The sequence below is a fragment of the Ruegeria arenilitoris genome, from assembly GCF_013030985.1.
GTDB lineage: Bacteria > Pseudomonadota > Alphaproteobacteria > Rhodobacterales > Rhodobacteraceae > Ruegeria > Ruegeria arenilitoris_B.
Window position 1 is genome coordinate 265,501 of the sequence record NZ_WPYP01000007.1, and the last position, 24,707, is coordinate 290,207.

General features: G+C 56.1%; 36 protein-coding genes. All 36 read right to left on the bottom strand.

What is annotated here, in order from left to right; all coding sequences use genetic code 11:
* Window positions 1-127: 127 nt before the first annotated feature.
* A complete protein-coding gene (locus GOX88_RS15565; RefSeq protein WP_170403678.1) occupies window positions 128-1,144 on the bottom strand; it encodes a DNA-directed RNA polymerase subunit alpha in 1,017 nt (338 codons plus the stop codon).
* Window positions 1,145-1,258: 114 nt separating this feature from the next.
* Window positions 1,259-1,648, bottom strand: a complete 390-nt coding sequence (gene rpsK / locus GOX88_RS15570) for a 30S ribosomal protein S11 (RefSeq protein ID WP_093965380.1) — start codon at window positions 1,646-1,648, stop codon at window positions 1,259-1,261.
* 15 nt (window positions 1,649-1,663) lie between these two features.
* Window positions 1,664-2,032, bottom strand: a complete 369-nt coding sequence (gene rpsM / locus GOX88_RS15575; RefSeq protein WP_008757392.1) for a 30S ribosomal protein S13 — start codon at window positions 2,030-2,032, stop codon at window positions 1,664-1,666.
* A 201-nt stretch (window positions 2,033-2,233) separates the two neighbouring features.
* The gene (locus GOX88_RS15580) at window positions 2,234-2,878 is read right to left on the bottom strand and encodes an adenylate kinase (protein WP_170328763.1); all 645 of its coding nucleotides are present in this window, start codon (window positions 2,876-2,878) and stop codon (window positions 2,234-2,236) included.
* On the bottom strand, window positions 2,875-4,239 hold the full coding sequence (gene secY, locus GOX88_RS15585; protein WP_170403681.1) for a preprotein translocase subunit SecY: 1,365 nt from the start codon (window positions 4,237-4,239) through the stop codon (window positions 2,875-2,877). Before secY ends, GOX88_RS15580 begins: the two co-directional genes overlap by 4 nt.
* Before the next feature lie 109 nt (window positions 4,240-4,348).
* Complete coding sequence (gene rplO / locus GOX88_RS15590; protein ID WP_170403684.1) at window positions 4,349-4,822, bottom strand: 50S ribosomal protein L15; 474 nt, start codon at window positions 4,820-4,822, stop codon at window positions 4,349-4,351.
* 145 nt (window positions 4,823-4,967) lie between these two features.
* Window positions 4,968-5,828, bottom strand: a complete 861-nt coding sequence (locus tag GOX88_RS15595; protein WP_254436301.1) for a hypothetical protein — start codon at window positions 5,826-5,828, stop codon at window positions 4,968-4,970.
* A 178-nt stretch (window positions 5,829-6,006) separates the two neighbouring features.
* Window positions 6,007-6,222, bottom strand: coding sequence for a DUF1127 domain-containing protein (locus GOX88_RS15600; protein WP_170403687.1), 216 nt, complete (start codon window positions 6,220-6,222; stop codon window positions 6,007-6,009).
* 188 nt (window positions 6,223-6,410) lie between these two features.
* Window positions 6,411-6,794, bottom strand: a complete 384-nt coding sequence (locus GOX88_RS15605) for a hypothetical protein (protein WP_170403690.1) — start codon at window positions 6,792-6,794, stop codon at window positions 6,411-6,413.
* Window positions 6,795-6,906: 112 nt separating this feature from the next.
* The gene (rpmD, locus tag GOX88_RS15610; protein ID WP_005621828.1) at window positions 6,907-7,095 is read right to left on the bottom strand and encodes a 50S ribosomal protein L30; all 189 of its coding nucleotides are present in this window, start codon (window positions 7,093-7,095) and stop codon (window positions 6,907-6,909) included.
* A gap of 12 nt (window positions 7,096-7,107) precedes the next feature.
* Entirely contained in the window at window positions 7,108-7,677 is a 570-nt protein-coding gene (rpsE, locus tag GOX88_RS15615; RefSeq protein WP_155148691.1) for a 30S ribosomal protein S5, read from the bottom strand.
* 115 nt (window positions 7,678-7,792) lie between these two features.
* The gene (gene rplR, locus GOX88_RS15620; RefSeq protein ID WP_170328769.1) at window positions 7,793-8,152 is read right to left on the bottom strand and encodes a 50S ribosomal protein L18; all 360 of its coding nucleotides are present in this window, start codon (window positions 8,150-8,152) and stop codon (window positions 7,793-7,795) included.
* An 11-nt stretch (window positions 8,153-8,163) separates the two neighbouring features.
* A complete protein-coding gene (gene rplF, locus GOX88_RS15625) occupies window positions 8,164-8,697 on the bottom strand; it encodes a 50S ribosomal protein L6 (RefSeq protein WP_170403693.1) in 534 nt (177 codons plus the stop codon).
* 11 nt (window positions 8,698-8,708) lie between these two features.
* Entirely contained in the window at window positions 8,709-9,101 is a 393-nt protein-coding gene (gene rpsH / locus GOX88_RS15630) for a 30S ribosomal protein S8 (RefSeq protein ID WP_068340741.1), read from the bottom strand.
* 13 nt (window positions 9,102-9,114) lie between these two features.
* Window positions 9,115-9,420 (bottom strand): 30S ribosomal protein S14, encoded by a 306-nt coding sequence (gene rpsN / locus GOX88_RS15635; RefSeq protein WP_068340744.1) that lies wholly within the window; start codon window positions 9,418-9,420, stop codon window positions 9,115-9,117.
* A gap of 19 nt (window positions 9,421-9,439) precedes the next feature.
* The gene (gene rplE, locus GOX88_RS15640; RefSeq protein ID WP_170403699.1) at window positions 9,440-10,000 is read right to left on the bottom strand and encodes a 50S ribosomal protein L5; all 561 of its coding nucleotides are present in this window, start codon (window positions 9,998-10,000) and stop codon (window positions 9,440-9,442) included.
* A complete protein-coding gene (rplX, locus tag GOX88_RS15645) occupies window positions 9,993-10,304 on the bottom strand; it encodes a 50S ribosomal protein L24 (RefSeq protein WP_170328772.1) in 312 nt (103 codons plus the stop codon). The genes rplE and rplX overlap by 8 nt, the downstream gene beginning before the upstream one ends.
* A 2-nt stretch (window positions 10,305-10,306) precedes the next feature.
* Window positions 10,307-10,675, bottom strand: coding sequence for a 50S ribosomal protein L14 (gene rplN, locus GOX88_RS15650; RefSeq protein WP_008757934.1), 369 nt, complete (start codon window positions 10,673-10,675; stop codon window positions 10,307-10,309).
* Between the two features lie 76 nt (window positions 10,676-10,751).
* The gene (gene rpsQ, locus GOX88_RS15655) at window positions 10,752-10,982 is read right to left on the bottom strand and encodes a 30S ribosomal protein S17 (RefSeq protein WP_170328773.1); all 231 of its coding nucleotides are present in this window, start codon (window positions 10,980-10,982) and stop codon (window positions 10,752-10,754) included.
* A gap of 4 nt (window positions 10,983-10,986) precedes the next feature.
* Window positions 10,987-11,193: a 50S ribosomal protein L29 gene (gene rpmC, locus GOX88_RS15660; RefSeq protein ID WP_010437082.1), complete on the bottom strand. Its 207-nt coding sequence runs from the start codon at window positions 11,191-11,193 to the stop codon at window positions 10,987-10,989.
* 716 nt (window positions 11,194-11,909) lie between these two features.
* Window positions 11,910-12,530 (bottom strand): 2OG-Fe(II) oxygenase family protein, encoded by a 621-nt coding sequence (locus GOX88_RS15665; protein ID WP_170403702.1) that lies wholly within the window; start codon window positions 12,528-12,530, stop codon window positions 11,910-11,912.
* Between the two features lie 50 nt (window positions 12,531-12,580).
* Window positions 12,581-13,129, bottom strand: coding sequence for an amino acid synthesis family protein (locus GOX88_RS15670; protein ID WP_170403706.1), 549 nt, complete (start codon window positions 13,127-13,129; stop codon window positions 12,581-12,583).
* A gap of 144 nt (window positions 13,130-13,273) precedes the next feature.
* On the bottom strand, window positions 13,274-13,687 hold the full coding sequence (gene rplP, locus GOX88_RS15675) for a 50S ribosomal protein L16 (RefSeq protein WP_085823145.1): 414 nt from the start codon (window positions 13,685-13,687) through the stop codon (window positions 13,274-13,276).
* Between the two features lie 12 nt (window positions 13,688-13,699).
* Window positions 13,700-14,410 (bottom strand): 30S ribosomal protein S3, encoded by a 711-nt coding sequence (rpsC, locus tag GOX88_RS15680; protein WP_008758042.1) that lies wholly within the window; start codon window positions 14,408-14,410, stop codon window positions 13,700-13,702.
* Window positions 14,410-14,790, bottom strand: a complete 381-nt coding sequence (gene rplV, locus GOX88_RS15685) for a 50S ribosomal protein L22 (protein WP_039538267.1) — start codon at window positions 14,788-14,790, stop codon at window positions 14,410-14,412. The genes rpsC and rplV overlap by 1 nt, the downstream gene beginning before the upstream one ends.
* Window positions 14,791-14,793: 3 nt before the next feature.
* Window positions 14,794-15,072: a 30S ribosomal protein S19 gene (gene rpsS / locus GOX88_RS15690; RefSeq protein ID WP_010437056.1), complete on the bottom strand. Its 279-nt coding sequence runs from the start codon at window positions 15,070-15,072 to the stop codon at window positions 14,794-14,796.
* A 3-nt stretch (window positions 15,073-15,075) separates the two neighbouring features.
* A complete protein-coding gene (gene rplB, locus GOX88_RS15695) occupies window positions 15,076-15,918 on the bottom strand; it encodes a 50S ribosomal protein L2 (RefSeq protein WP_008757664.1) in 843 nt (280 codons plus the stop codon).
* 290 nt (window positions 15,919-16,208) lie between these two features.
* Window positions 16,209-16,961: a hypothetical protein gene (locus GOX88_RS15700; RefSeq protein WP_170403709.1), complete on the bottom strand. Its 753-nt coding sequence runs from the start codon at window positions 16,959-16,961 to the stop codon at window positions 16,209-16,211.
* Window positions 16,962-17,290: 329 nt separating this feature from the next.
* Entirely contained in the window at window positions 17,291-18,925 is a 1,635-nt protein-coding gene (locus GOX88_RS15705; RefSeq protein WP_170403712.1) for a sulfatase-like hydrolase/transferase, read from the bottom strand.
* Between the two features lie 147 nt (window positions 18,926-19,072).
* A complete protein-coding gene (locus GOX88_RS15710; protein ID WP_008757532.1) occupies window positions 19,073-19,369 on the bottom strand; it encodes a 50S ribosomal protein L23 in 297 nt (98 codons plus the stop codon).
* Window positions 19,366-19,983 carry a 50S ribosomal protein L4 gene (rplD, locus tag GOX88_RS15715; RefSeq protein ID WP_068340788.1) on the bottom strand — a complete coding sequence of 206 codons (618 nt, stop codon included), beginning with the start codon at window positions 19,981-19,983 and terminating at the stop codon, window positions 19,366-19,368. Before rplD ends, GOX88_RS15710 begins: the two co-directional genes overlap by 4 nt.
* Window positions 19,980-20,705 (bottom strand): 50S ribosomal protein L3, encoded by a 726-nt coding sequence (gene rplC / locus GOX88_RS15720; protein ID WP_170351686.1) that lies wholly within the window; start codon window positions 20,703-20,705, stop codon window positions 19,980-19,982. The genes rplD and rplC overlap by 4 nt, the downstream gene beginning before the upstream one ends.
* Before the next feature lie 18 nt (window positions 20,706-20,723).
* Window positions 20,724-21,038 carry a 30S ribosomal protein S10 gene (gene rpsJ, locus GOX88_RS15725; protein ID WP_008756422.1) on the bottom strand — a complete coding sequence of 105 codons (315 nt, stop codon included), beginning with the start codon at window positions 21,036-21,038 and terminating at the stop codon, window positions 20,724-20,726.
* Window positions 21,039-21,267: 229 nt separating this feature from the next.
* On the bottom strand, window positions 21,268-21,951 hold the full coding sequence (locus tag GOX88_RS15730) for a hypothetical protein (RefSeq protein WP_170403715.1): 684 nt from the start codon (window positions 21,949-21,951) through the stop codon (window positions 21,268-21,270).
* Between the two features lie 393 nt (window positions 21,952-22,344).
* Window positions 22,345-23,475, bottom strand: a complete 1,131-nt coding sequence (locus tag GOX88_RS15735; RefSeq protein ID WP_367648080.1) for an acyltransferase family protein — start codon at window positions 23,473-23,475, stop codon at window positions 22,345-22,347.
* Complete coding sequence (locus tag GOX88_RS15740) at window positions 23,453-24,166, bottom strand: sterol desaturase family protein (RefSeq protein ID WP_217354251.1); 714 nt, start codon at window positions 24,164-24,166, stop codon at window positions 23,453-23,455. The genes GOX88_RS15735 and GOX88_RS15740 overlap by 23 nt, the downstream gene beginning before the upstream one ends.
* Window positions 24,167-24,707 lie beyond the last annotated feature (541 nt).

Here is a 24,707-nt window from a genome sequence, read left to right on the forward strand (position 1 = left end):
TCAATTCCTTCTTTCGCGTTTTGCTTTGTCTGGCCGGCGATGCGTGTCACCGGCTCTCCTTGGGGCGGAAGTGCCCATGCGGTCCCCGGATACTCCCAATTCGGGCCGGGCATTGGGGAAGACGCGCTTAGAACGCGTCTTCGAATTTCTTCGCCAGATCTTCGATGTTGTCGGGCGGCCAATCCTCGACATCCATGCCAAGGTGCAGACCCATGCCGGACAGCACTTCTTTGATCTCGTTCAGCGACTTGCGGCCGAAGTTCGGGGTGCGCAGCATCTCGGCTTCGGTCTTCTGGATCAGGTCGCCGATATAGACGATGTTGTCGTTCTTCAGGCAGTTTGCCGAACGGACCGACAGTTCCAGCTCGTCCACTTTCTTCAGCAGCAGCGGGTTGAACTCCAGACCATCGTCTTCGTCCTGGCGACCAGCCGATTCCGGCTCGTCGAAGTTGACGAAGATCGACAACTGATCCTGCAGGATGCGTGCGGCAAAGGCCAGCGCGTCTTCCGGCGTGATCGAACCATCGGTTTCGATCTTCAGGGTCAGTTTGTCATAGTCCAGAACCTGACCTTCACGGGTCGGCTGAACGTCATACGCAACCTTTTTGACCGGCGAATAGATCGCGTCGATCGGGATCAGGCCGATAGGTGCGTCTTCCGGCTTGTTCTTCTCAGCCGAGACATAGCCTTTACCGGTGTTGACGGTCAGTTCCATGAACAGGTCGGCGCCATCGTCCAGGTGGCAGATGACGTGATCGCGGTTCAGAACCTCGATGCCGGCGCTTTCGCTGATGTCGCCAGCGGTGACAACTGCGGGACCTTTGGCATTGATCGACAGACGCTTGGGGCCTTCGACTTCCATGCGCAGGGCAACCTGCTTGAGGTTCAGGATGATGTCGGTGACGTCTTCGCGCACGCCCGCAACCGAAGAGAACTCGTGCAGGACGTTGTCGATCTGGACGCTGGTGATGGCCGCGCCTTGCAGCGAGCTCATCAGAACGCGGCGCAGTGCGTTACCCAGAGTCAGACCAAAACCACGCTCCAGCGGCTCAGCAACCAGGGTCGCCTGACGTGCGGGATCGTTGCCCGGCTTACCATCAAGCTGGGTCGGTTTGATCAATTCTGCCCAATTCTTATGGATCATGTAATCCCTCCATTCCTGTCCGCGCCCCATGACCAACAAGGTGCAGACGCCCGAGGTTCAAAATGACGTGCTGGGGCCGTGCAAAAACACAGCCCCAGCTCAATTCAAAATCGCTTAGACGCGACGACGCTTCGGCGGGCGGCAGCCGTTGTGAGCGATCGGAGTCACGTCGCGGATCGACGTGATGTTGAAGCCCACAGCAGCCAGCGCGCGCAGAGCCGATTCACGACCCGAACCGGGGCCCTGAACTTCGACTTCCAGCGTCTTGACGCCATGTTCCTGCGCCTTCTTGCCTGCATCTTCTGCAGCCATCTGAGCGGCGTAGGGTGTCGATTTCCGCGATCCCTTGAAGCCCATGGTACCGGCAGACGACCACGCGATGGCGTTGCCCTGTACGTCCGAGATCAGGATCTTGGTGTTGTTGAAGGTCGAATTCACATGGGCGACGCCCGATGCGATGTTCTTACGCTCTTTGCGCTTAACGCGAGTCTTATCACGTGCCATCAGTCAGACCCTCCCTTATTTCTTCTTACCAGCGATGGCCTTTGCGGGGCCTTTGCGGGTACGAGCATTGGTGTGGGTACGCTGACCGCGAACCGGCAGGTTGCGGCGGTGACGCAGACCGCGATAGCAGCCCAGGTCCATCAAGCGTTTGACGTTCATCTGAACTTCACGACGCAGGTCACCTTCGACGGTGAAGTTGGCGTCGATGTGCTCGCGGATGGCCAGAACTTCGGCGTCGGACAGTTCGTTAACGCGACGGTGCGCTTCAATGCCTACGGCTTCGCAGATCGCTTTGGCCGAGGTGTTTCCAATACCGGTGATATATGTGAGGGCGATTGGTACCCGCTTTGCAGTCGGGATGTTTACGCCGGCAATACGTGCCACGTTTCACTTTCCTTTTCGTTGCGGTTCCGTAACTCCAGAACCTTTTTTCACAACGCCTAACCGTGGCAGTGCCGCCAGAGGGTTCAGCATTATTCGAGGTGGTCGGGGCAGTTGGGACGAATCCCGCCTGCGGTCTTGATTCCCCAAGGGGATGGGGGTCGATATGGGGTTTTGGTGGGGCCGTCAAGCCCCAACCTGAAGTCAGCCCAGAATCGCCTCGATCGAGGCGGTGACTTCTTTGATCTCAGCCAGGCCATTGACCGGGCGCAGATCGCCTTTGGCGTAGTAATACCCAATCAGCGGCGAGGTCTTTTTGTAGTATTCCATCAGGCGTGTGCGCAGGCTGTCTTCGTTGTCATCCGCGCGACGCTGGAAGTCATTTTCCTTGCCGCAATTGGTGCATTTGCCATCGGCCGGGATCGGCTTGGTGATGTCGTTATAGACCTCACCGCAGCCACCGCAGGTCGAGCGCGCCGTGATCCGCTGAACCAGCGCTTCGTCATCCACACGCATTTCGATCACGGTGTGCAGCGACTGACCCAGCTTGGCCAGCAACGCGGCCAGCGCATCAGCCTGCGCCAGCGTCCGCGGGAAGCCGTCAAAGATGAAGCCGGCGCCGGTTTCCGTGGTCAGCTTCTCTTCGATCAGGCCGATCACGATCTCATCGGTGACCAGCTTGCCCGCGTCCATGATCGCCGCAACCTTCTGGCCCATCTCTGTTCCGCTGGTCTTTGCCTCGCGCAGCATGTCGCCGGTGCTCAGCTGAACCATGCCCCGAGTTTCGACCAGGTGACGCGCCTGCGTCCCTTTACCGGCCCCCGGGGGCCCAAGAAGAATGATGTTCATCGACGAGCGGGTCCCTTCCTGCCGCGTTTCTTACCCTTGCCGCGCAGTTGGGACTTTTCGATCAGCCCTTCGTATTGATGCGCCAGCAGGTGGCTCTGGACCTGTTGGATCGTGTCCATGGTCACAGAGACGATAATCAGAACCGAGGTACCGCCGAAATAGAACGGGATGGCAAACTGGTTCCGAAGGATTTCAGGCAGCAGACAGACAGCCGCCAGATAGGCCGAACCCAGAACCAGCACGCGGTTGACCACGTATTCCAGATACTCGGCGGTTTTCTTGCCCGGACGGATACCCGGCACAAAACCGTTTTGCTTTTTCAGGTTGTCCGCAACATCGTCCGGCTTGAACGACACGTTGAACGTGTAGAAGTAGGCAAAGAACACGATCATGGCCGCGAAGAACAGCAGGTACAGCGGCTGTCCGGGACCAAAGTTGGCCAGCAGCCAGGACATGATCGGCCCGCTGGTTGCGCCCGACGAGAAAGTCGAGATCGTCACCGGCAGCAGCAGCAGCGAGCTTGCAAAGATCGCCGGGATCACGCCCGCCGGGTTCACTTTGACCGGCAGGTGGCTCGAGCCGCCCTCATAAATCTTCATACCGGCCTGACGGCGCGGATACTGGATGTGGATCTTGCGCAGCGCCCGTTCCATGAACACCACAAAGGTAATGACGGCGATGACCATCACGATCACACCAACGATCACGGCGGGGCTGATGGCACCCGAACGGCCCGAGGCAAAGAACTGCGCCAGAGCGGCCGGAACCTCGGCGATGATGCCGACGAAGATGATCAGAGAGATACCGTTACCGATGCCGCGTGCGGTGATCTGTTCACCCAGCCACATCAGGAACATGGTGCCGCCAACCAGAGTGATCATGGTCGACAGACGGAAGAACATGCCCGGATCGGTCGCCAGATCGCCCGATTCCAGCGAAACGGCCAGACCATAGGCCTGAACGGTGGCCAGCGCCACGGTGCCGAAACGGGTGTATTGGTTGATCTTCTTGCGGCCCTGCTCGCCCTCTTTCTTGAGTTGTTCGAGCGCGGGAACCATTGATGTCAGCAGCTGCACGATGATCGAGGCCGAGATATAGGGCATGATGCCGAGGGCAAAGATACCCATCCGCCCAAGCGCCCCACCGGTGAACATCGAAACCATGCCGCCGATGCCCTGCCCCGCCTGTTCCATGAACTCGCGCAAAGCCTGACCGTCGATCCCCGGCACCGGAATAAATGTGCCCAGACGATAGACGATCAACAAACCCAGCGTGAACAGGATGCGGTTGCGCAGATCGGTGGCTTTGCCAAGGGCAGCCCAGCTTGTGTTGGCCGCCATTTGTTCTGCTGCTGATACCATAAATCGGTCTCTCTTATGAAAACGCCGCCCGGAACCGTTTTCCGGCTCGGACGGCGTCTTGGAAAACTCTGAGGTCTATGTAAGCGGGTCTGCGCCCGCTCACAAGCGCTTACTCTGCCGCAGCGGCTTTTGTGACCGTCAGTGAACCGCCCGCTTTTTCAACTGCCTCGACGGCAGCTTTCGAAGCACCGGTTACTTCCAGGTTCACTTTGGCGCTGATTTCGCCCTTGGCCAGAACGCGGATACCGTCCAGCTTGCGACGCACCAGACCCGACGCAACCAGTGCGTCTTCGGTGATCGCAGCTTTGGCGTCCAGCTTGCCGGCCTCGACGAATTTCTGGATCAGGCCCAGGTTGATAACGGCGAATTCCTTGCGGTTCGGCTTGTTGAAGCCACGCTTGGGCAGACGCTGGTACAGCGGCATCTGGCCGCCTTCGTAGCCATTGATGGCCACACCCGAACGGGATTTCTGGCCTTTGATACCACGGCCACCCATTTTACCTTTGCCGGAACCGGGGCCACGGCCAACGCGGGTGCGTTTCGGGTTGGCGCCGGGATTGTCGCGCAGTTCGTTCAGTTTCATTTCGCTTCTCCTAAGCCGGATGTGACCCCCGAAGCGTGATGGGCCAAACACGGCATTTCTTGGTTTTGATTCTCATGGGCAGAAACCCACCGGAGGCGTATAGGCCCGTTACCCCCGCTTGGCAAGCCCGCGGAACGGTGCAAGATCAGCCGTCGACCTGCGGAGCCTCGGCTTCATCCTCATCATGTTTGATAATGGGCGCTGCAAGCGGATCGATGCCGTGTTTCTCGACGAGCCTTCCGACCAAACTGTCAGGATCGGGTTGGCCGTCATACTTGTTCCGCATGATCGCCCGCATCCGCCGACCATAAAGGTGGATGGAAACCGTATCGTCCTTGAAGAAATGGTCTATTTGGGCCCCCGGCCGGGCCAGGGCCCGCCGACGCGTGTAATTGAGCGGGTAGAACACATGCTCAGGCAAGGCGTACTTTATCTCACCCGTTTGCCTCAACGCCCAGGTGAATGCACTCGGACCCCAAACGCCCCAAAGAGTTTCTGGCACGTTCACCGGCTCTCCGTTCTGCTGCGCCTCTTCCAGCGGCCTACGGTGACGAGGGGGCAGCCATGGCGGGATGAGGTACGGATCATTGGTGAATTCGATCAGCTTGGCCAGCGTTTCGCTGTCCTGCGGCAGGGCGAGCACGCCGATGGCAACATCGCCTTCGAGATATCCGTAGTAATGGCCGTTTTCGGTGGTGAAGGGTTTGAGGCAATAAGCGTCCGTATCTGCCCAGATCAAGTCAGGTTCTTGCGCCAGAAGCCGATACCGGAACTTGTCCGAATGCGGTGCGGGGCTTCCGGTTCTGTCATGGGTGATGAACTCGGAATCCGGCAGAACCTCGCGTGCATCGCGCTGTTCCACGCCGTCGGGGATCCCTGTGACAGTCCCATAGGTGTAAAGACGCACATGTTGCCCGACATCCAGATAGGACTTGATGCATAGCTGCTCAAGAAAGCTCAGCGGTCCGTCGACCCACAGCATTCCGATCTGATATTCGCGCGCCATAAATATGTCTTTCCACACAATTCTATCGGCCTCAAACAACCGCCTAATCCGCATTTGACGTATTAACGGCGCTGTCGCAATGCTTGGCCCGAAAAATCTGTTGGCTGTGGCGCGATGGCCCCTGAAACCAAAAGAGGCGCCAAATGGCGCCTCTGTGTGAGTGGTGGTATGCCTGCAATTACGAGCAGTAAACGTGTTCCTGAGCGATGTCCTTGATATCGCAGCGGCGCACGCCGATGTCGTTCAGCTCGCGATCGGTCAAACCTTGAAGTTCCGAGTAGGTGCGGTTGTATTCTGCGCGCAGGGTATATGTCTCTTTCACCTTTGCGGCGAATTCTGCGATGCGTGCGAACAGGTTGCTGCCGCCATGAGTGGTTGTTGCTGTGTAAGCCATATCTGAATTCCTTTCCTGACCGGGGCGCATTCCCCGATGATTTCTGTTCTGTTCCTGTTTGGGACAGCGTTCAGATAGGCGCACCAGATACCGCTAACAACCGAAGTTTCGGTCTAGCTGCATTGCAAACAATGCATGGGTGGGATCTGCAGGACCGAACAGGTTGGCTCTGTTCGACCTCGGGTAACCTACTTCCGGATTTCACCCACGTAACGTTGCTTTTGCTGGTTCACCAGGACCAGTTTACCGTTGTTCACGACATACAGATCAAACCGGGGTTTGTCATAGCCGATGCACCGCACCCCGTTGTCGTAGAACCTGTAGGAATTCGCCTTCCATGCTTTCCCGTTGGCTGTGTAGGAATAGGACCCGTTGGCAGAGTAGGTCTCAAATTCTTTCCCGGGATATACAACCTTGCGCCCAGAAAGGTTCTTTTGCAGCCAGGCCGCATTCACTTTCTGGTCGCCATCGGAATAGTAGCTTTTCGAAAATTTCGGCGATTTGGCCGGGCATTCGGCGTAAGCGGTCGTACCAATTGCAGAGACGCAAAGCGCAGCAAGAAACAGTTTCATACTAATCATCCATTCAAATAAACACGGTTGAAGTTACCCCGGCCCGTTCAAATGGCAACAAAAAACGCCCCCGAACGGATCGGAGGCGTTTCTTTGTTCGATGGAAGTGCGCTTAGCCGCGCTCTTCGACGATCTCTACCAGATGCGGGATCTTGTTGATCATGCCGCGGACCGAAGGAGTATCCTCCAGCTCACGGGTTTTGTGCATCTTGTTCAGGCCCAGGCCGATCAGGGTTGCGCGCTGTTCGGCGGGGCGGCGGATCGGGGAGCCGATCTGCTTGACGACGATGGTTTTTGCCATGGGTCGCTCTCCTTATGCTTCTGCTTCAGCAGCAGCCGGTGCTTCGTCCCGCTTGGGCAGGATGTCGGCAACCTTTTTGCCACGACGTGCGGCAACCGAACGCGGGCTCTGCTCTTTTTGCAGGCCGTTGATGGTGGCGCGGATCATGTTGTACGGGTTCTGCGAGCCCAGCGACTTGGACACAACGTCCTTGACACCCAGCATTTCGAACACGGCACGCATCGGACCACCGGCGATGATACCGGTACCTTCAGGTGCGGTACGCATTACCACTTTACCGGCGCCGTGACGGCCTTCGATGTCGTGGTGCAGGGTACGACCTTCGCGCAGTTGCACGCGGATCATCTGACGCTTGGCTTGTTCGGTTGCCTTACGGATGGCTTCAGGTACTTCTTTCGCTTTACCTTTGCCAAAGCCGACGCGGCCTTTCTGATCGCCGACAACCACCAGAGCGGCGAAGCCAAAGCGCTTACCGCCTTTTACGGTTTTCGACACGCGGTTGATTGCGACCAGACGATCTGCAAATTCCGGTGCTTCTTCACGGTCGCGGCCACGGCCCCGACGGTTTTCACGTTCTGCCATTTGGCATCCCTTTTCTCATGTGGCGCTTGTCGCGCCGTTTCTTCAATCCAAGTGAGCCCCGACTGTCGCCGAGGCCCCCGGATCATCGGGGCAGCCGCGAAGCTGCCCGCAGGTCTTAGATCTTCAGACCACCTTCACGCGCAGCGTCGGCAACTGCCTTCACTTTGCCGTGGAACAGGAAGCCACCACGATCGAAATAGGCCTCTTCGACGCCTGCCTTCTTGGCACGCTCGGCGATAGCCGCGCCCACTTTGGTGGCCGCTTCGATGTTGTTCTTGCCAACTACGCCCAGGTCTTTTTCCAGGGTCGAGGCTGCGGCCAGGGTCACGCCACGAACGTCGTCGATCAGCTGAACGCTGATGTTCTTGTTCGAACGGTGAACCGACAGGCGTACACGGCCCGCGTTGACTTTGCGAAGTTTGTTCCGAACGCGCAGGCGGCGCTTCAGAAACAGGGTTCTTTTGCTGTTTGCCATTGTTTGCGTCCTTACTTCTTCTTGCCTTCCTTGCGGAAGATGAACTCGCCCTTGTAGCGGATGCCCTTGCCTTTGTACGGCTCGGGACGGCGCCATTCACGGATTTTGGCCGCGACTTCGCCCACCTGCTGCTGGTCGATACCTTCCACAACGATCTCGGTCTGCTTCGGTGCGGTGATGGTGACACCTTCCGGAGCAGTGAAATCAACATCGTGGCTGTAGCCCAGGTTCAGCTTCAGGGTGTTGCCCTGCATCTGAGCGCGGTAACCCACACCCTGGATTTCCAGCTCTTTCTTGAAGCCTTCGGTCACACCGGTCACCAGATTGGCAACCATGGTGCGGCTCATGCCCCACTGCTGACGCGCACGCTTGGACGTACCACGCGGATCAATTTTGACCACGTTGTCCTCAACCGCGATGGTCACATCGTCAGTTGCAGTGAAGCTGCGGGTGCCTTTCGGACCTTTGACTTCGATGGTCTGACCCGACACAGAGGCGGAAACGCCGCTGGGCAGCTCGACCGGTTTTTTACCAATACGAGACATTGCAGACCTCCTTAGAAGACGGTGCAGAGCACTTCGCCGCCAACATTGTTGGAGCGAGCGTTTGCGTCCGACATCACACCTTTCGGAGTGCTGACAATCGACACGCCCAGACCCTGACGGACCTGCGGGATGTCATTGACGCCCATGTAGACGCGGCGACCGGGCTTGGAAACCCGCTTCAGTTCGCGAATGACAGGAGTGCCTTCGTAGTATTTCAGGCTGATTTCGATGGCCGGATGACCGTTTTCACCGGTCGTCTTTTCATAACCACGGATGTAGCCTTCGTCCGCCAGCACGTCCAGAACCCAACCGCGCAGCTTGGAAGCCGGGGTGGAAACGGTGGACTTGCCGCGCATTTGCGCGTTGCGGATACGGGTGAGCATATCGCCGATAGGATCATTCATATCTATGTCTCCCTTACCAGCTCGATTTCACCATGCCGGGGATCTGACCAGCAGAACCCAGCTCGCGCAGCGCGATACGGCTGACCTTCAGCTTACGGTAGTAAGCGTGAGGACGACCGGTCAGCTGACAACGGTTGTGCAGACGGGTAGCCGAGCTGTTGCGCGGCAGTTTCGCCAGTTTCAGACGCGCTTTGAAGCGCTCTTCCATCGGGCGGCTCTCGTCATTCGCGATTTCTTTCAGCTCGGCACGCTTTGCGGCATATTTGGCCACCAGGCGTTCGCGCTTCTTCTCGCGTTCGATCATTGCTTTTTTAGCCATGTCTCAATCCTCCCGGCGCTTACGCGTTGAACGGCATGTTGAAAGCTTTCAACAGTGCCTTTGCTTCAGCGTCGGTTTTCGCTGTGGTGGCAATTACGATATCCAGGCCCCAGACCTCGTCGACCTTGTCGAAGTCGATTTCCGGGAACACGATGTGCTCTTTCATGCCCATGGCAAAGTTGCCCTGGCCGTCGAAAGAAGGCTTAACACCGCGGAAGTCACGAACGCGCGGCAGCGCGATGGTGATCAGGCGATCCAGGAATTCGTACATCCGGTCACCGCGCAGGGTCACTTTCGCGCCCAGCGGCATGTCTTCACGGACGCGGAAACCCGCGATCGACTTCTTCGCCTTGGTTGCAACGGCCTTTTGACCAGCAATCGCAGTCAGATCTTCGACAGCAGCTTTCGCTTTCTTCGAGTCTTTGACGGCCTCAGCACCACAACCGATGTTCAGAACGATTTTTTCCAGCTTGGGCAGCTGCATGTCGTTCTTGTAGCCGAACTCTTCTTTCAGAGCGGCACGGATGGTTTCAACGTACTGAGCTTTCAGACGCGGGGTGTAGGTTGCGGAATCAAGCATCGATCACGTCCCCTGTGGTCTTGGCGAAACGAACCTTCTTGTCACCTTCCATGCGGAAGCCAACGCGGGTTGCTTTGCCGTTTTTGTCCAACAGTGCCAGGTTCGACAGCTCGATCGGGTTTGCCTGAGGCAGGCGACCACCTTGCGAGTTTTGCGACTGACGGGTGTGGCGGATGGCGATGTTGATGCCATCGACAACAGCTTTACCGGCTTTCGGGTCAACCGAGGTGATCGTTCCCTCTTTGCCCTTGTCCTTGCCGGCCAGCACGACGACCTTGTCGCCTTTGCGGAGTTTAGCAGCCATGATTACAGCACCTCCGGAGCCAGCGAGATGATTTTCATGAAGTTCTTGCCGCGCAGTTCACGAACAACGGGGCCAAAGATACGGGTACCTACGGGCTCGTTGTTGTTGTTCAGGATGACGGCGGCGTTGCGATCAAAACGGATCGCGGTGCCGTCTTCGCGACGGACTTCCTTGGCGGTGCGTACGACGACGGCCTTGCGGACGTCACCTTTCTTTACGCGACCGCGCGGGATGGCTTCCTTCACCGAGACGACAATGATGTCGCCAACGGAGGCGTATTTACGCTTGGAACCACCCAGGACCTTGATGCACTGAACTCGGCGTGCGCCGGAGTTGTCAGCGACATCCAGATTGGTCTGCATCTGGATCATGTGGTTTCTCCCGACCTGTGGGGGCTGGTCTGATTAGATCCCCCAGGGTTTCGACAAATGGGAAAATCCCGGAAACTTACGCTTCCAGAACTTCCCAACGTTTCGTCTTCGATTTCGGCGCGCATTCGATGATGCGTACAGAGTCGCCGACTTTGAAGGCGTTCTTTTCGTCATGAGCCCGGTATTTCTTGGACTTACGAACGGTTTTGTGCAGCAGCGGGTGCTTGAAACGGCGCTCGACCAGAACGGTTACGGTCTGTTCGTTTGCGTCGCTTGTTACGGTGCCGGACAGGATACGCTTGGGCATCTGATTACTCCTCGGATGCCGCAGCAGCGGCCTTTTCGTTCAGAATGGTTTTGACGCGGGCAGCATTGCGGCGGGCCGCTTTGATGCCGGCAGTGTTTTCCAGCTGACCGGTGGCCTGTTGAAAGCGCAGGTTAAAGCTTTCTTTCTTCAGGTTGGCCAGTTCCTCGCGGAGCTGGTCCGGGGTCTTGTCACGCAGTTCTTGGGCGTTCATCGCCTTTTTCCTTTGCTCAAAACACCAGAAGGCCCCCTGACAGGGTCACCTTGGACCTGGTGGATGAATGATAGACATACGAATCGCCCGACAACGCCGGGAGATCGCAGGATGCCGCCGTATAAGGGTTTGGCGGGTGGGTGGCAAGAGGAAGTTTGGATCACTAGCAGGTACCATCCGCAAAGCAGGCGCACAGGCGAAACTACACGTCAGAGCCCCCCTTAAGCTTGCGCACAATCCAACACCACTGTACCCGCACCCTTGATGCGTTAAAACATAGGTAAGTAATGAAGAATTTGTATTGGACCGCTGCCCTGGCACTGATTGCCAGTTCCACTCAAGCTCAGACGTATGCCGGGAAGGACGTTTGCTCGAGAGCCGTTGCAGAGAATCGCATGAACGGGATGTCTACCGACCAGTGCATTTGCGTGGCCGAGATTGCGAAGCAGAACATGTCCCCCGAACTATATGCCTTGTGGACCCAGGCGATGTACCTAGGTGAATCGCGAGAACAAGAGATGAACTCTCTGAGGCAATCTCAAAGAAAAACCCTTAGCCAAATGAAAAAAACGGCCCGGCTATCCAAAAAGCAATGTGGAGCAAAGTGATCAAACTCCTTAGGCAAAAAGAAGTCCACAGGCTGTGGCGCGCTCGTGGACTCTCTTGCCTGACTTAAACTGGAGCGAAGTTTTCTGTTGCCTCATCCGAGGCAAAGCTCACTCCCACTTGTAGTTGAAGCTTACCGAAATCCGCTCTTCCTCGGCCATGTTCATCGGCACCTCGTGGCGCAGCCAGCTTTCCCACAGCAGCACATCCCCCACCTGCGGCTTCATATAGATGAACGGCTGCAGGTCGCGCCGCCCACCTTTCAGCCGCGTCGGCGCGGCCATCATGCGGCCCGAACGGGGGTCTTCCAGTTTCAACGCACTGGCCCCTTCCGGCATCGCCACATAGGTCGTGCCCGAGATTACACTGTGCGGGTGCAGGTGGCTGGAATGCATCCCACCCTCGGGCAGGATGTTGATCCAAAGGTCTTCCAGCTTCAGCTCACCCTCGCCCAGATCGAACTCAAGATCCTTGGCAAAGGCCGCAACATGCTGATCCAGCGCCTTGACCAGATCGGCGAAGATTGGAAACCGCCAGGGCAGATCAGTCAGCGAGGCATAGCTGGTATAGCCGGGATAGCCATTCTCTTCACACCACTCCTGCCCGGCCTCATCATCCTCGGCGATGACAAGGCAGGAGCTTTCCAGCTCTTCAGTGTCGATCTTGGGATCAAACTCGGACAGAGCTGCGCGATAAAGACGGGTAACGAAGAGTGATTCAATCTGTGCCATAGGCCGGGCATAACCCAGCCCCTTCGACAAGGCCAGCCAATGTTGGCGGGTTACGTCTTGATAGGCCCTTTGCCGCAGCGTGGTATCGGGCGACCACCGTCAGCATAGGCGAGGCACAGCACGATCTCATCCGGTTTTGGTGCATCGGGAATGTTCAGTGTCATTGTATCGAAATGGTCGAACGACCACGGATTGTCCTTGTGCCCAAGCGGCAGGTCAATCGCACAACCCGGTCCACCCAGCTTGGCGTTCGAAGGGATTACAGCCTCACCGCCGCCAGCCGCGGTACGCATCGGCGCACCAAGTTTTGGATGGATAATCGCCCCACCCTGCTCAAGGTCGCCGTTCACGCCGACAATCGCCGCTTTCCCATACGAGACTGGCTCTCCGTTCAACTGTTTAATGGCTTCGCTGGCGAGCTCCTCACCAAGCGAAGCCCCGATCTCGAACAATTCTGAGAGGTCTTCTGCAATAGTACTGGCGAGAGGATTTCGAACCACCGCCAATGCGGCGACGCGGCTGATGGGGTTGCAAGATTGCCCCAATTGATCAGTGATGATCACTTCTTTGACGAACACCTTCTTTCGCAGTCGTACCATAGTAGCCTCCCGATTTGTTCGCTGTCAGCCTAGGTGCGCGTTGTCGTCGCGTCGAACTAATTTGCGGCGCCATACAAAACGAAAACCCCCGCCGGTTTCCCGACGGGGGCAAATCTTGTCACGAACGGGGTTTCCCCCAATCGCTTACCAGTCTTCGCGAACCACGACGCGAGTCTTGATCGGCAGCTTCATCGCAGCCAGGCGCAGGGCCTCGCGGGCGATGTCGTCATTGACGCCGTCGATCTCGAACATCACGCGGCCAGGCTTGACTTTGCATGCCCAGCGGTCGACCGAACCTTTACCTTTACCCATACGAACTTCGATCGGCTTTGCAGTGACCGGAGTGTCGGGGAAGATGCGGATCCAGACACGGCCCTGACGCTTCATGTGACGCGTCATGGCACGACGTGCAGCTTCGATCTGGCGTGCAGTTACACGCTCAGGCTCAAGAGCTTTCAGACCATAGGTGCCAAAGTTCAGATCAGAGCCGCCCTTGGCTTCGCCCTTGATCCGGCCTTTGTGCATCTTGCGGAATTTAGTACGCTTTGGTTGAAGCATATCTTTCCCTCCTTAGCGACGACCGCCACCAGCACCACGAGGTGCAGGGCCGTCCTGGAGTTCCTGTGCTTTACGGTCACGTGCCTGCGGATCGTGCTCCATGATCTCACCTTTGAAGATCCAGACCTTGATCCCGATGATCCCGTAGGGGGTCATCGCTTCGGCATGTGCGTAATCGATGTCGGCACGCAGGGTGTGCAGAGGCACGCGGCCTTCGCGGTACCACTCGGTCCGTGCGATTTCGGCGCCGCCCAGACGGCCCGCGACGTTCACCCGGATACCCAGGGCGCCCATGCGCATGGCGTTCTGAACCGACCGCTTCATCGCGCGACGGAACGAGACGCGGCGCTCCAGCTGCTGAGCGATGGACTCGGCAACCAGCTGCGCGTCAAGCTCGGGCTTGCGCACTTCGACGATGTTCAGGTGCAGTTCGCTGTCGGTCATACGAGCAAGCTTTTTGCGCAGAACTTCGATGTCTGCACCTTTCTTGCCGATGATGACACCGGGACGTGCGGTGTGGATCGTAACGCGGCACTTCTTGTGCGGACGTTCGATGATCACACGGGCAACACCGGCCTGCTTGCACTCTTTGTTGATGAACTCACGGATCTTGAGGTCTTCCAGCAGAAGATCACCGTAGTCCTTGGTGTCGGCGTACCAGCGGCTGTCCCAGGTGCGGTTGACCTGCAGGCGCATGCCGATCGGATTTACTTTATGACCCATTAGGCTTGCTCCTCAACTTGACGCACCTTGATGGTGATCTCCGAGAACGGCTTCATGATCTTGCCGAAACGGCCACGGGCACGCGGACGACCGCGCTTCATGACCAGGTTTTTGCCAACCCATGCTTCGGCGACGATCAGCTCGTCAACGTCCAGGTTGTGGTTGTTTTCGGCATTCGCGATTGCGGACTGCAGGCACTTCTTGACGTCCTGCGCGACACGCTTGTTCGAGAAAGTCAGGTCGGTCAGAGCCTTCTCGACTTTCTTGCCGCGGATCATTTGCGCAACCAGATTCAGTTTCTGCGGGCTGGTGCGAAGCATGCGGGTTTTCGCCATTGCTTCGTTTTCAGCCACGCGGCGGGGGTTCTTTTCCTTGCCCATGACTTACTTCCGCTTCGCTTTTTTGTCTGCGGCGTGGCCATAATAGGTCCGGGTCGGCGAGTATTCACCGAACTTCTGACCGATCATGTCTTCCGAGACGTTGACGGGGATATGCTTATGGCCGTTGTACACACCAAAGGTCAGACCCACGAACTGGGGCAGAATGGTGGAACGACGCGACCAAATTTTGATGACTTCGTTGCGGCCCGACTCGCGCGCTGCTTCGGCTTTTTTCAGCACGTAAGCATCGACGAAAGGACCCTTCCAAACAGAGCGAGACATGGATTAACGTCCCTTCTTCTTGGCGTGCCGCGAGCGGATGATCAGCTTCTGGGACGCTTTGTTCTTGTTGCGGGTACGCTTACCCTTGGTGTCCTTACCCCACGGAGTAACCGGCGTACGGCCACCCGAGGTACGACCTTCACCACCACCGTGCGGGTGATCGATCGGGTTCATTGCAACACCACGAACCGACGGACGAACGCCCTTGTGGCGCATACGACCGGCTTTACCGAGGTTCTGGTTCGAGTTGTCGGGGTTGGACACGGCACCAACGGTGGCCATGCATTCCTGACGGACCATGCGCAGCTCGCCCGAGCTCAGACGGATCTGAGCGTAGCCGCCATCGCGACCAACGAACTGAGCGTAAGTACCGGCCGCACGTGCAATCTGACCGCCTTTGCCAGGCTTCATCTCGATGTTGTGGACGATGGTACCGATCGGCATGCCCGAGAACGGCATTGCGTTGCCCGGCTTGATGTCGGCCTTGGCGGATGCCACGACTTTGTCACCAACAGCCAGACGCTGCGGAGCCAGGATGTATGCCTGCTCGCCGTCTTCGTATTTTACCAGTGCGATGAATGCGGTCCGGTTCGGGTCGTATTCGATCCGCTCGACGGTTGCCGCGACATCAAATTTGTTCCGTTTGAAGTCAACGATCCGGTAGAGACGCTTTGCGCCACCGCCGCGGCGGCGTGAAGTGATCCGTCCGGTGTTGTTCCGGCCGCCCGATTTGGTCAAACCCTCAGTGAGAGACTTGACCGGACGTCCTTTCCAAAGCTCCGAACGGTCGATCAGCACCAGCCCGCGCTGGCCCGGCGTCGTCGGCTTGTACGACTTGAGTGCCATGCTTTCTGTCTTCCGTTTAGCAAGTGCAGGGATGTTCCCCGCTATGTGATAGGCCCCCGTAGGTGCCAAGGGTATAGGGCCCCGAAGGTCCCCGGTTACAAATATCAGAGGCCCCGGAACGAATCCGAGGCCGCAAGATTGGGAGCGTGTAACAGAGACCTGCTGGCTCGTCCATAGTTAAATAGCCTAAAACGGCAAGCAACACTGACGCTGAGTTTTCAAATCGCTCTGCAGAAGCAATCCGGTTAGCCAAACACTAAAGCCGCCATAACTCTACGTCGTTGCTTAGGTTAGCTCTTAATCTGCGCAGCCGCAGTGCATTCTGGGTCAATGTACCAATCGCTATTTATTTGCACAAAGGAATCGTGCCCGGTTCTTCCATCAACTGAACTGGGAGCAACAGATTTTATTTTGGTCACTATTTCCACAGCGAGACCTTTGTTGTTCCCAGCGTCCACGGTAACAGCGTAACTATTAGATTTGACTGTCCGCGCAACATAGATATCACGATCTTTTAACCCCATGCCCTCTAAGAGTTTAGCGAATTCTTTGACGTCATCAGTCGCATGATCACAGCTCGATTCCACCGCAGGGTAAGAGGCGATAAGCGCATGGTAGCTTCCGATCTCACGATGTCCATCAGTGTTCGGAATCTGCGTAACTGCGTCATCGGGTGCTTCAGCTCGCTCGGTGTTCTCCAAAAACTCAAGCGTTCCCACCACACAGTTTTGCGGTAGCAACCCGCGGTCAACTTGGTCCAAAAATAGGCTCAGCACCAATCGTTGCTCTGGTTCTTGGACGACTCTTTCTTCAGCTTTTGCCAATGCACCTGCGTAAAGACAGCCTGCCAACTTGTCCTCATCATTCTCAGCATTCGTCGTGTTATCGTGCACTTCTTTTAGTAACTGATGCACGGTTTCCGCCCGAAACACCAATTCGTCCAGCTCTTGTGCCTTCTGTTTTGCTTGGGTGGAAAAAACAAGTGCAAACACAGAGAGAACGAGTGAACCAAATGAAACCAATTCTTTGAATGAGATTTGCATTTCGGGTTCCTCCAACTTTCTAAAAAAATATGTAAGGGCAATAGGATGAAGTTAGTCGTGCGCCCGCATCACAATTCGCGCCGGTCTAAATAAAACCCTACTCCATACACTAAAAACTACAAAATGAGATGGAGGCAGCTGATAGACTGACTCTCAATAATGTCCAAAACAAAAAAACCCCCGCTTCGCGGGGGCCTTTACCTCTCTCCAAAGACGGATTCGATCAGAGACCAGTGGGCACGTCAATGGTGTTCCCCTCTTCCCGGGTCACATAATGCAGTCTTGACGTCTTTCCGATGGCCCAGTGGGCCGAAAGCACTTACCCGTTCTCACTGCCAGCTTGAAAAAACTTCCCGGGCTTTCTCACTTTCGGGCCGCAGATTTTCGATCCCCCCATAGGGCACACCTTTGCCCAGTGGCAGGTGGGGATACTTTTCGATCATCTTCTGGTGCCTTTTCATCATGTCCTGAAAGGACGCGCCGGACCAGAGTGAGCCACCGATATCAGGTGTGGATTCACGAGGGTCACGCAACACGTTATAAACCGGCGCTGCAGCGCCAGGCACACCGGGCGCCGGCAAGTGCATTTTGAATTCCTGCTTAACAATCGAACGCAGAACAGGGCCTTCATAGATATAGACGTAGTCTCGGCGTGAGTTCCCTTCGCCCTCCAAAAGCAATGCGGTCTGGTCTATCCCATCTATCACACGATCGCGCGGAATATGTTCACTGCCTCCCGCGATCCGAGCCAGCGTGGTGTATAGGTCTGAGACATGAATAATGTCACCGGCATAGCTGCCGGCTTCGACGGCGGCCGGCCATCTGACAAAAGCATCAACCCGCACACCTCCTTCAAGGTGTTCAGCTTTACCACCGCGATATATCAACTCCATCATCCCCGAATCCGGCGAGTATTGTTTGAAAATCCCGTTGTCCGCCATAAAAATGACCAGCGTGTTCTCGGATATACCGAGGTCATCAATCTTGGCCAGCAATTCGCCAAACCATGTATCTACAACTTCCAACTTGTCCGCCATGAAGCCACCATTCCGACTCGTTTGCTGATCGGAATAGGTGAAGTTCAACGGATATAGCGGCCAATATTGCAGGAAGAAGGGAGAGTCTTCTTTCGATAGTAGTTCGAGTTGCTCCAGGGCTTGGGATTGATAGCGTTCATTCATTCGCTCGTAATGCGCCTGCGTCCATTCTTCACCCGGAGCGAGGTCAACTTCTCGGGCCAATCCTCCCGCCTTAGCCTCCAACCCCGTCACAAGCCCATAGGGTTTGAACAGTTGGTCAACGGCAAATTCACCGGACTGGGTAGATCGGTGCCAACCGTTTAGATTGCTCGCCGCTGCGGCTTCAGGTGTCATCAAACTCAGCTGCACTTGCTGATGGACAGGAAAAAAGGCGTTATCGAACCCCTGATTGTGCGGGAACGACTGCTCAATATCTCCCTGATGCCATTTACCTACATGGGCAGTATTGTAACCGGATTGCTTTAGGATCTCAGCCAGCGTCACCTCATCTGCCGCCAGCCCTTCGCCGACCAGGGCAACTTTCACTTCTTCCTGCCCGGCACGAACCGGGTGGCGACCCGTCAAAAAAGCCGTTCTTGTCGGAGTGCAAGAGGGCTCTGTATACATGCGCATGAGAGAAAGGCTCTCAGCGGCGAAATCGTTGATTTCCGGGGTATCAAAGCCCGTCACATAGTTCATTGCCCGGCTGCCCATCAGGCCGAAACTCACATCGTCTATCAGTACAAAGAATATGTTTGGTGGGCGGTCGTTATTGGCTGATCGAATAGCCGCAAGCCTTGCATCGACTTCGAGATCCTGCGCGTCCCATTGATCACCGAATTGCGCCCGAAGGAATTCGTACTCGCCGTCATGTACAATCGGTTGCCCTTGTGCATGCAGAGTTGTTGCAGCAGTCAACGCAGCAAAAATGGTTCGAAAAAGCATCAAATCCCCCTCATTAACTATCGTCTCAAGGATAGCGGTTTGAGCCCGCCAGTCAAACATTCAACAATTTGAAGGAGAGTGTCGCGTCAAACAAAAAAGGCCCCCGCTTTCGCGGGGGCCCTTATCTCTCTCCAAAGACGGGTCCGATCAGAGACCGGTGGACACGTCGATGGTGTTGCCCTCTTCCAGGGTCACATATGCTTTTTTGACGTCTTTCCGACGGCCCAGCTGGCCACGGAACCGCTTGACCTTGCCTTTGGTCACGGTGGTGTTCACCGCCTTGACCTTCACACCAAACAGCGCCTCAACGGCCTCTTTGATCTGCGGCTTGTTGCTGTCGATCGCCACTTCAAAGACAACCGCGCCGTTTTCGGACGCCATGGTCGACTTTTCGGTGATGATCGGCTTGCGGATCACGTCGTAGTGTTCTGCCTTCGCGCTCATTTCAGACGAGCCTCCAGTGCTTCGACAGCCGCTTTGGTGAGCACCAGGGTGTCACGCTTGAGGATGTCATAGACGTTTGCGCCCATCGACGGCAGGATATCCAGACCTTCGATGTTCTTGGACGCTTTCAGGAACCCTTCGTTCACGGTCGCACCGTCGATGACCAGAGCGCGCTTCCAGCCCAGGTTTGCAACCTGTTTGGCCAGAGCGGCAGTCTTGCCTTCGGCTTCGGCGTTCTCGATCACAACCAGTTCACCTGCTTTGGCTTTGGCCGACAGAGCGTGGCGCAGGCCAAGCTTGCGGAACTTCTTCGGCAGGTCGTGGCCGTGCGAACGAGGGGTCGGGCCCTTGTAGATACCACCTTTGCGGAAGATCGGCGCGTTACGGTCACCATGGCGAGCGCCACCGGTGCCCTTCTGGCGATAAATCTTCTTGGTCGAGTAGCTGGTTTCCGAGCGGGTCTTGACCTTGTGGGTGCCAGCCTGCGCATTGTTGCGCTGCCAACGGACCACACGGTGCAGGATGTCCGCACGAGGCTCGAGACCGAACAGATCGGCGTTCAGCTCGATGTCGCCGGCTTTGCCGCCGTCCAGTTTGATTACATCAAGTTTCATGCTTCACCACCTTCCGCGGGAGCTTCTTCCGCAGGTGCTTCGGTTGCAGCCGATTTCACAGCAGCCGGGAAAGGCAGGCCTTCCGGTGCTTTCTTCTTGACGGCGTCCTTGACGGTAACCCAGCCCGATTTCGGTCCGGGAACGGCGCCTTTGATGAAGACCAGACCACGGTCGGCGTCGGTTTTGACAACCTCCAGGTTCTGGGTGGTGACACGGGCAGCACCCATGTGACCGGCCATCTTCTTGCCTTTGAACACCTTGCCCGGGTCCTGACACTGACCGGTCGAACCGTGCGAACGGTGGCTGATCGAAACACCGTGCGAGGCGCGCAGACCACCGAAGTTGTGGCGCTTCATCGCACCGGCAAAGCCTTTACCGATCGAGGTACCCGAAACGTCAACCTTCTGACCTTCCAGGAAGTGTTCTGCCGAAATCTCGGCGCCCACTTCGATCAGGCCATCTTCGGAGACGCGGAACTCGGCCAGCTTACGCTTGGGCTCGACCTTGGCAGCGGCATAGTGACCGCGCATGGCCTTCGAGGTGCGTTTTGCCTTGGCAGCACCGGCGCCCAGCTGAACGGCGGTGTAGCCGTCTTTGTCAGCGGTACGCTGTGCAACGACCTGCAGGTTGTCCAGGTGAAGAACGGTCACAGGAATCTGCTTGCCGTCTTCCATGAACAGGCGGGTCATGCCGACTTTTTTTGCGATAATACCAGAGCGCATAATCTATACCCTCCGATCTTACGACTGCAGTTTGATCTCGACGTCCACACCAGCAGCGAGGTCGAGCTTCATCAGCGCGTCAACGGTCTGGGGGGTCGGATCAACGATGTCGAGCAGACGCTTGTGCGTACGGATCTCGAACTGGTCGCGGGATTTCTTGTCAACGTGAGGGCCACGGAGAACCGTGAACTTCTCAATCTTGTTCGGCAGCGGGATCGGGCCGCGCACGTTCGCGCCGGTCCGCTTGGCAGTGTTGACGATCTCTTGCGTGCTGGCATCCAGAACGCGATAGTCAAATGCCTTCAGCCGAATACGGATGTTTTGGCTTTGCATATTAACAGCCTTTTATCAGGCGTTGAGGTTGAGAGGAGGACAAGCGCGCATCGCCAACCCTCATCGAACCCAAAAGGCGGGAATCACCCCGCCTTGATGTTCTTATTGAGAACTCGCGCGATCTACAGGGGTTGGTGGGGTTTGGCAAGGGGGAAGTTGGCTAGAGGGCTTTATGTTGCGCACTCGTGAGTTCAACACCGCAATCCAGCGCCTGAAACCCGGCTTAAGCTTAAGACGTTAACCCGTCCGCACAGCGAATTTCAGCCTCCTCGGTCAAGTATTCACGCACTGATTGTTGTGCGTTTTTTTCATTCTTATCTGTAATATCCAAACATAGCGCAATACCGACTGTAAGCTCAGCGACGTCTTTGAAGAACGCGTCCAATTGGTCCATCGACGGGGGATTGTAAATACGGGTCAGCACAATGACCCGAGGATCAAGCGGATAGCGTGCTGACAGCCCGCAATACTCATAAGTTTCCGAACCTCGCTCCGCAGTGCATCCCAATGAATACTGTATTGGCGAAGAGTTTGGCGTGAGATGCAAAAGCCTGAATCCGCTGCCCTCGCCCGTATTCACTGTATATCCCGGTAGCCTCAAGTGCTCTGGCACGGGCTCTGGATTAGTATACCATCCACCGGGACCAGTCGGCGACATAAGAAAATCCGAATCCTGATTAAGCTGTTTAATATGGATTACCGTATGGTCCAAAATTGGCATTCCCATCAGCATTTCGTTCAACCAATCGAGCCTGTTGATCGGAAGAAAGTTCGTGTCGGTGTCCCACCCCCAATAGTCTTCACCTGCGTAGAATGTGCGAGTATTCAACTGAACGACAAAATCTTCTTCAGCTTGCAGCGCAGAAGCACTTGGTAAGACCAAAGCAAAAGCAAAGAGAATTCTTAAAACCATGAACGGCAATCTTCTTTAAGTTGTTTCGAGGCACAGTCGGCATTCGAAACACGAAATGCAAGTAACATGACACTTCACAGAAAAGGCCGCCCCGATGTGGGACGACCTTCTTTAGTTCAACGGTGTGGGCTCTCATTGCTCTTTCAGAGCAGCTGCCGCCCACCAGTCGGCAGAGCCGCCTTACTCGATGATTTTCGACACAACGCCGGCGCCGACGGTGCGGCCGCCTTCGCGGATCGCTAATCCTCATTGAACCCAAAAGGCAGGACCCACCCCGCCTTGATGTTCTTGATTAGGTATCACGCGTACTACAAGGGATGCGGCATGTGACGAGAGGTAAATTCAAGAACGCCGAAAGTTCCGTTTTTCTTGCGTGATTACATTCGATGCGGCTTAGTGAGTGGCCCGGCTGCCCTTCAATCTTTGCACCATTTTTGGCCCGGCCAGCCACTCGCGGAATTGTCCTATTGGCCGTTCAAAGTAGCGGGCAAAAACAATGCCGATTGCAAGCGAGCCGAACAGCAGTATCAGGTCTCGACCAACGACATCCGCGACCGTCGCATCCAAAAGATGCAGAGCTGGGTAGTGCGTCACGTAAACCGAAAAGCTTGCACCGGCCAGCCAACGCACCTGTCGGTGCCCCGGCATATTCTTGGGATCCAGAACTGCGATCCCGACCACAAACATGGCGGTAAAGATACCGATCAGGAAGTTCCACAAGAATTCGTCCGAAAACCCCAGAGCCCAGCGGGCGTCCGACACCCCGAACGCCTGGGCTGTTGCATCGACCAAAAGCTCAGGAACCCCCAACAGGTGGCCGGCAAGATAGCAAGCGGGTCCGAGCAGGACCAACAGCCAGCCGACCCAACGTGCAGCATTAGCAGGACCACCGGACTTGACCCACTTCCACAGCCCCACACCCATCAGCCAAGCCGGCATCAGAAGCATGATATTCAACCCTGCGACCGCGATAACGACAATCAAGATCGCGACGCGTGACAGGCCCTTCGTGAAAATCGCGAAGCCAAACAGGATGTAGTAGGCCGCCTCATAGCTTAAGGACCACAGCGGACCGTTGGTGCCCAGGCGGAGACGCCCAAGTGTTGACCACTCATTCGAAAACGTTAGCCCACGCAACAAAAACTCGCCTGTCGGATGCGATTGGTAGAAAGGCACCGGGTACGCCTCGGGGTCAATTCCGTAACCGTACGCATCAAAAGCCAGTGTCAGGACCAGCGCCGGTACCATAACTGAAAAAAGGCGAGTCGCACGATTGAAAACAAATCGAGATCCCGCGCCATCCCGGTCCGCCGCATAAGCAATGACAAGGCCGGAAATGACAAAAAACACGATGACAGCGTCGCTACCTACGTTCCAATCGCGCAGGTACGCATAGCTGGTCCCCGTAAAGCGTGGATATGCAAGATGGGACAAAACCACGATCAAAGTCGCAGCAACCCGCAAAACATCCAGCCAAAGGGACAGACCGCGTGTCATCTCGCTATTTCCGACCGGACGATACATCTTGGGGCGCTGTTTTGAACTCAATCCCCGTAGCTTCTTCGAAGCTTTCCACGAAGGGGCGAAACAGCGCCTCTTTCAAGTTCCGGTGAGGTTGCTCAATCGGTTTTCCGGTGGCGTCCGCAAGCCCAAAATCAAGTTCCTCATAGCCCTTCGGCACATAGAGAGTTCCGAACATCCAGTCCCAAAAAGCGAAGACTTCACCATAGTTTTTGTTGAAGTGTTTCTTGGCTCTGGAGTGATGTATCTGATGCTGCGCGGGAGAGATGAAAACGTGTTCCAAAACCGGTCCGTAGCTGAGCCAAACATGGCTGTGCCGTAAGTTTGCACCCAACAGATTGAATATAAAGTAGCCCGCATTGGCCCCGCCAATGGTCAACAGGTCAATTTTCCCAATGAGCAAGAACAGCACCAAGGCCTGAACAGCGCCCAATACAAAACTATAGATCAGGTTCCGGATCAGGATAAAGACCGGGTGGTTTCGATTGGCCGTAAGCGGTGTCATAACCTCGGCCGAGTGATGCAAGGCGTGGAACGGCCACAAAAACCGGTTCTCGTGGTGAATGAAATGCGCCCAGTACTTACAAAAATCCAACGTCAGGATCACAATGAGCGTCGCCAATGCGCTTCGCCCCCAAGTGATATCAAGTGGCTGGAATGCAGTCCCCTGATACCAAACAAGTTGATCCAGCACATAGTTCGCAATCACCGGTGTGAAGAGGGTCGCACTGAATATCCCCAATGCGCCAAGGAACAGGTTGATCAGAAAAACTTAAATATCGATGAGGTTGGAGCGGTGGAAATAGACTTCGCGGGGCAGCAGAAACTTTACGAAACCTGACGGCCGGCCGCGATACAGCCATATGGCGAAAACCATAAAGATTGTGCAAATCAGATAGAAGGCGGCAAGGCGCGAGTCATAGCTCGTGAAGAACCATTGAAACCTCGACCAAACTTTATCAACTACTTCCAACTGCAAGCTCCCTCTAACGGGTTTTGGTGCATTGGCCCGCGTCACAATGGCGATATATTGAAAACTAAATGCGCTAAAATAATGGCAATGCGCGCAAATGCCCGAAAAACACCCTTCGTGAATGGGCTTCCAGGACCTGACTTGCATACGCAAACAGGTGTCATCGAACCCAATCAACAGAGGTTAAATTTCTCGTCCTTGGAACCAAAAAAGGGCGCCCCGAGGGACGCCCTTTCCGATTGATCATTCGCGAGTGCGAATT

What these genes read in the sequence shown, in the direction of transcription:
- rplO (WP_170403684.1), bottom strand. Translation starts at nt 4,822, where the DNA reads ATGAAACTGAACGAACTGCGCGACAATCCCGGCGCCAACCCGAAACGC.
- rplR (WP_170328769.1), bottom strand. Translation starts at nt 8,152, where the DNA reads ATGGCAAACAGCAAAAGAACCCTGTTTCTGAAGCGCCGCCTGCGCGTT.
- rpsK (WP_093965380.1), bottom strand. Translation starts at nt 1,648, where the DNA reads ATGGCACGTGATAAGACTCGCGTTAAGCGCAAAGAGCGTAAGAACATC.
- GOX88_RS15580 (WP_170328763.1), bottom strand. Translation starts at nt 2,878, where the DNA reads ATGAACATCATTCTTCTTGGGCCCCCGGGGGCCGGTAAAGGGACGCAG.
- GOX88_RS15600 (WP_170403687.1), bottom strand. Translation starts at nt 6,222, where the DNA reads ATGGCTTACACAGCAACAACCACTCATGGCGGCAGCAACCTGTTCGCA.
- rpsC (WP_008758042.1), bottom strand. Translation starts at nt 14,410, where the DNA reads ATGGGTCATAAAGTAAATCCGATCGGCATGCGCCTGCAGGTCAACCGC.
- GOX88_RS15565 (WP_170403678.1), bottom strand. Translation starts at nt 1,144, where the DNA reads ATGATCCATAAGAATTGGGCAGAATTGATCAAACCGACCCAGCTTGAT.
- GOX88_RS15710 (WP_008757532.1), bottom strand. Translation starts at nt 19,369, where the DNA reads ATGAGCGCGAAGGCAGAACACTACGACGTGATCCGCAAGCCGATCATC.
- GOX88_RS15730 (WP_170403715.1), bottom strand. Translation starts at nt 21,951, where the DNA reads ATGGTTTTAAGAATTCTCTTTGCTTTTGCTTTGGTCTTACCAAGTGCT.
- rpmC (WP_010437082.1), bottom strand. Translation starts at nt 11,193, where the DNA reads ATGAACGCCCAAGAACTGCGTGACAAGACCCCGGACCAGCTCCGCGAG.
- rplN (WP_008757934.1), bottom strand. Translation starts at nt 10,675, where the DNA reads ATGATCCAGATGCAGACCAATCTGGATGTCGCTGACAACTCCGGCGCA.
- GOX88_RS15670 (WP_170403706.1), bottom strand. Translation starts at nt 13,129, where the DNA reads ATGGTACGACTGCGAAAGAAGGTGTTCGTCAAAGAAGTGATCATCACT.
- rpmD (WP_005621828.1), bottom strand. Translation starts at nt 7,095, where the DNA reads ATGGCAAAAACCATCGTCGTCAAGCAGATCGGCTCCCCGATCCGCCGC.
- rplB (WP_008757664.1), bottom strand. Translation starts at nt 15,918, where the DNA reads ATGGCACTCAAGTCGTACAAGCCGACGACGCCGGGCCAGCGCGGGCTG.
- rpsJ (WP_008756422.1), bottom strand. Translation starts at nt 21,038, where the DNA reads ATGCAAAGCCAAAACATCCGTATTCGGCTGAAGGCATTTGACTATCGC.
- rpsQ (WP_170328773.1), bottom strand. Translation starts at nt 10,982, where the DNA reads ATGCCCAAGCGTATCCTGTCCGGCACCGTAACAAGCGACGCAAACGAA.
- rplC (WP_170351686.1), bottom strand. Translation starts at nt 20,705, where the DNA reads ATGCGCTCTGGTATTATCGCAAAAAAAGTCGGCATGACCCGCCTGTTC.
- rplE (WP_170403699.1), bottom strand. Translation starts at nt 10,000, where the DNA reads ATGCTTGATTCCGCAACCTACACCCCGCGTCTGAAAGCTCAGTACGTT.
- secY (WP_170403681.1), bottom strand. Translation starts at nt 4,239, where the DNA reads ATGGTATCAGCAGCAGAACAAATGGCGGCCAACACAAGCTGGGCTGCC.
- rpsH (WP_068340741.1), bottom strand. Translation starts at nt 9,101, where the DNA reads ATGAATGATCCTATCGGCGATATGCTCACCCGTATCCGCAACGCGCAA.
- GOX88_RS15605 (WP_170403690.1), bottom strand. Translation starts at nt 6,794, where the DNA reads ATGAAACTGTTTCTTGCTGCGCTTTGCGTCTCTGCAATTGGTACGACC.
- rplV (WP_039538267.1), bottom strand. Translation starts at nt 14,790, where the DNA reads ATGGGCAAGGAAAAGAACCCCCGCCGCGTGGCTGAAAACGAAGCAATG.
- rpsE (WP_155148691.1), bottom strand. Translation starts at nt 7,677, where the DNA reads ATGGCAGAACGTGAAAACCGTCGGGGCCGTGGCCGCGACCGTGAAGAA.
- rplD (WP_068340788.1), bottom strand. Translation starts at nt 19,983, where the DNA reads ATGAAACTTGATGTAATCAAACTGGACGGCGGCAAAGCCGGCGACATC.
- GOX88_RS15665 (WP_170403702.1), bottom strand. Translation starts at nt 12,530, where the DNA reads ATGGCACAGATTGAATCACTCTTCGTTACCCGTCTTTATCGCGCAGCT.
- GOX88_RS15595 (WP_254436301.1), bottom strand. Translation starts at nt 5,828, where the DNA reads ATGGCGCGCGAATATCAGATCGGAATGCTGTGGGTCGACGGACCGCTG.
- GOX88_RS15735 (WP_367648080.1), bottom strand. Translation starts at nt 23,475, where the DNA reads ATGTATCGTCCGGTCGGAAATAGCGAGATGACACGCGGTCTGTCCCTT.
- GOX88_RS15705 (WP_170403712.1), bottom strand. Translation starts at nt 18,925, where the DNA reads ATGCTTTTTCGAACCATTTTTGCTGCGTTGACTGCTGCAACAACTCTG.
- rplX (WP_170328772.1), bottom strand. Translation starts at nt 10,304, where the DNA reads ATGGCTGCTAAACTCCGCAAAGGCGACAAGGTCGTCGTGCTGGCCGGC.
- GOX88_RS15700 (WP_170403709.1), bottom strand. Translation starts at nt 16,961, where the DNA reads ATGCAAATCTCATTCAAAGAATTGGTTTCATTTGGTTCACTCGTTCTC.
- rplP (WP_085823145.1), bottom strand. Translation starts at nt 13,687, where the DNA reads ATGCTTCAACCAAAGCGTACTAAATTCCGCAAGATGCACAAAGGCCGG.
- rpsN (WP_068340744.1), bottom strand. Translation starts at nt 9,420, where the DNA reads ATGGCTAAAAAAGCAATGATCGAACGCGAGAAGAAGCGCGAACGCCTG.
- rplF (WP_170403693.1), bottom strand. Translation starts at nt 8,697, where the DNA reads ATGTCTCGTATTGGTAAAAAACCGGTCGAGCTGCCCAGCGGCGTTTCC.
- rpsS (WP_010437056.1), bottom strand. Translation starts at nt 15,072, where the DNA reads ATGTCTCGCTCTGTTTGGAAGGGTCCTTTCGTCGATGCTTACGTGCTG.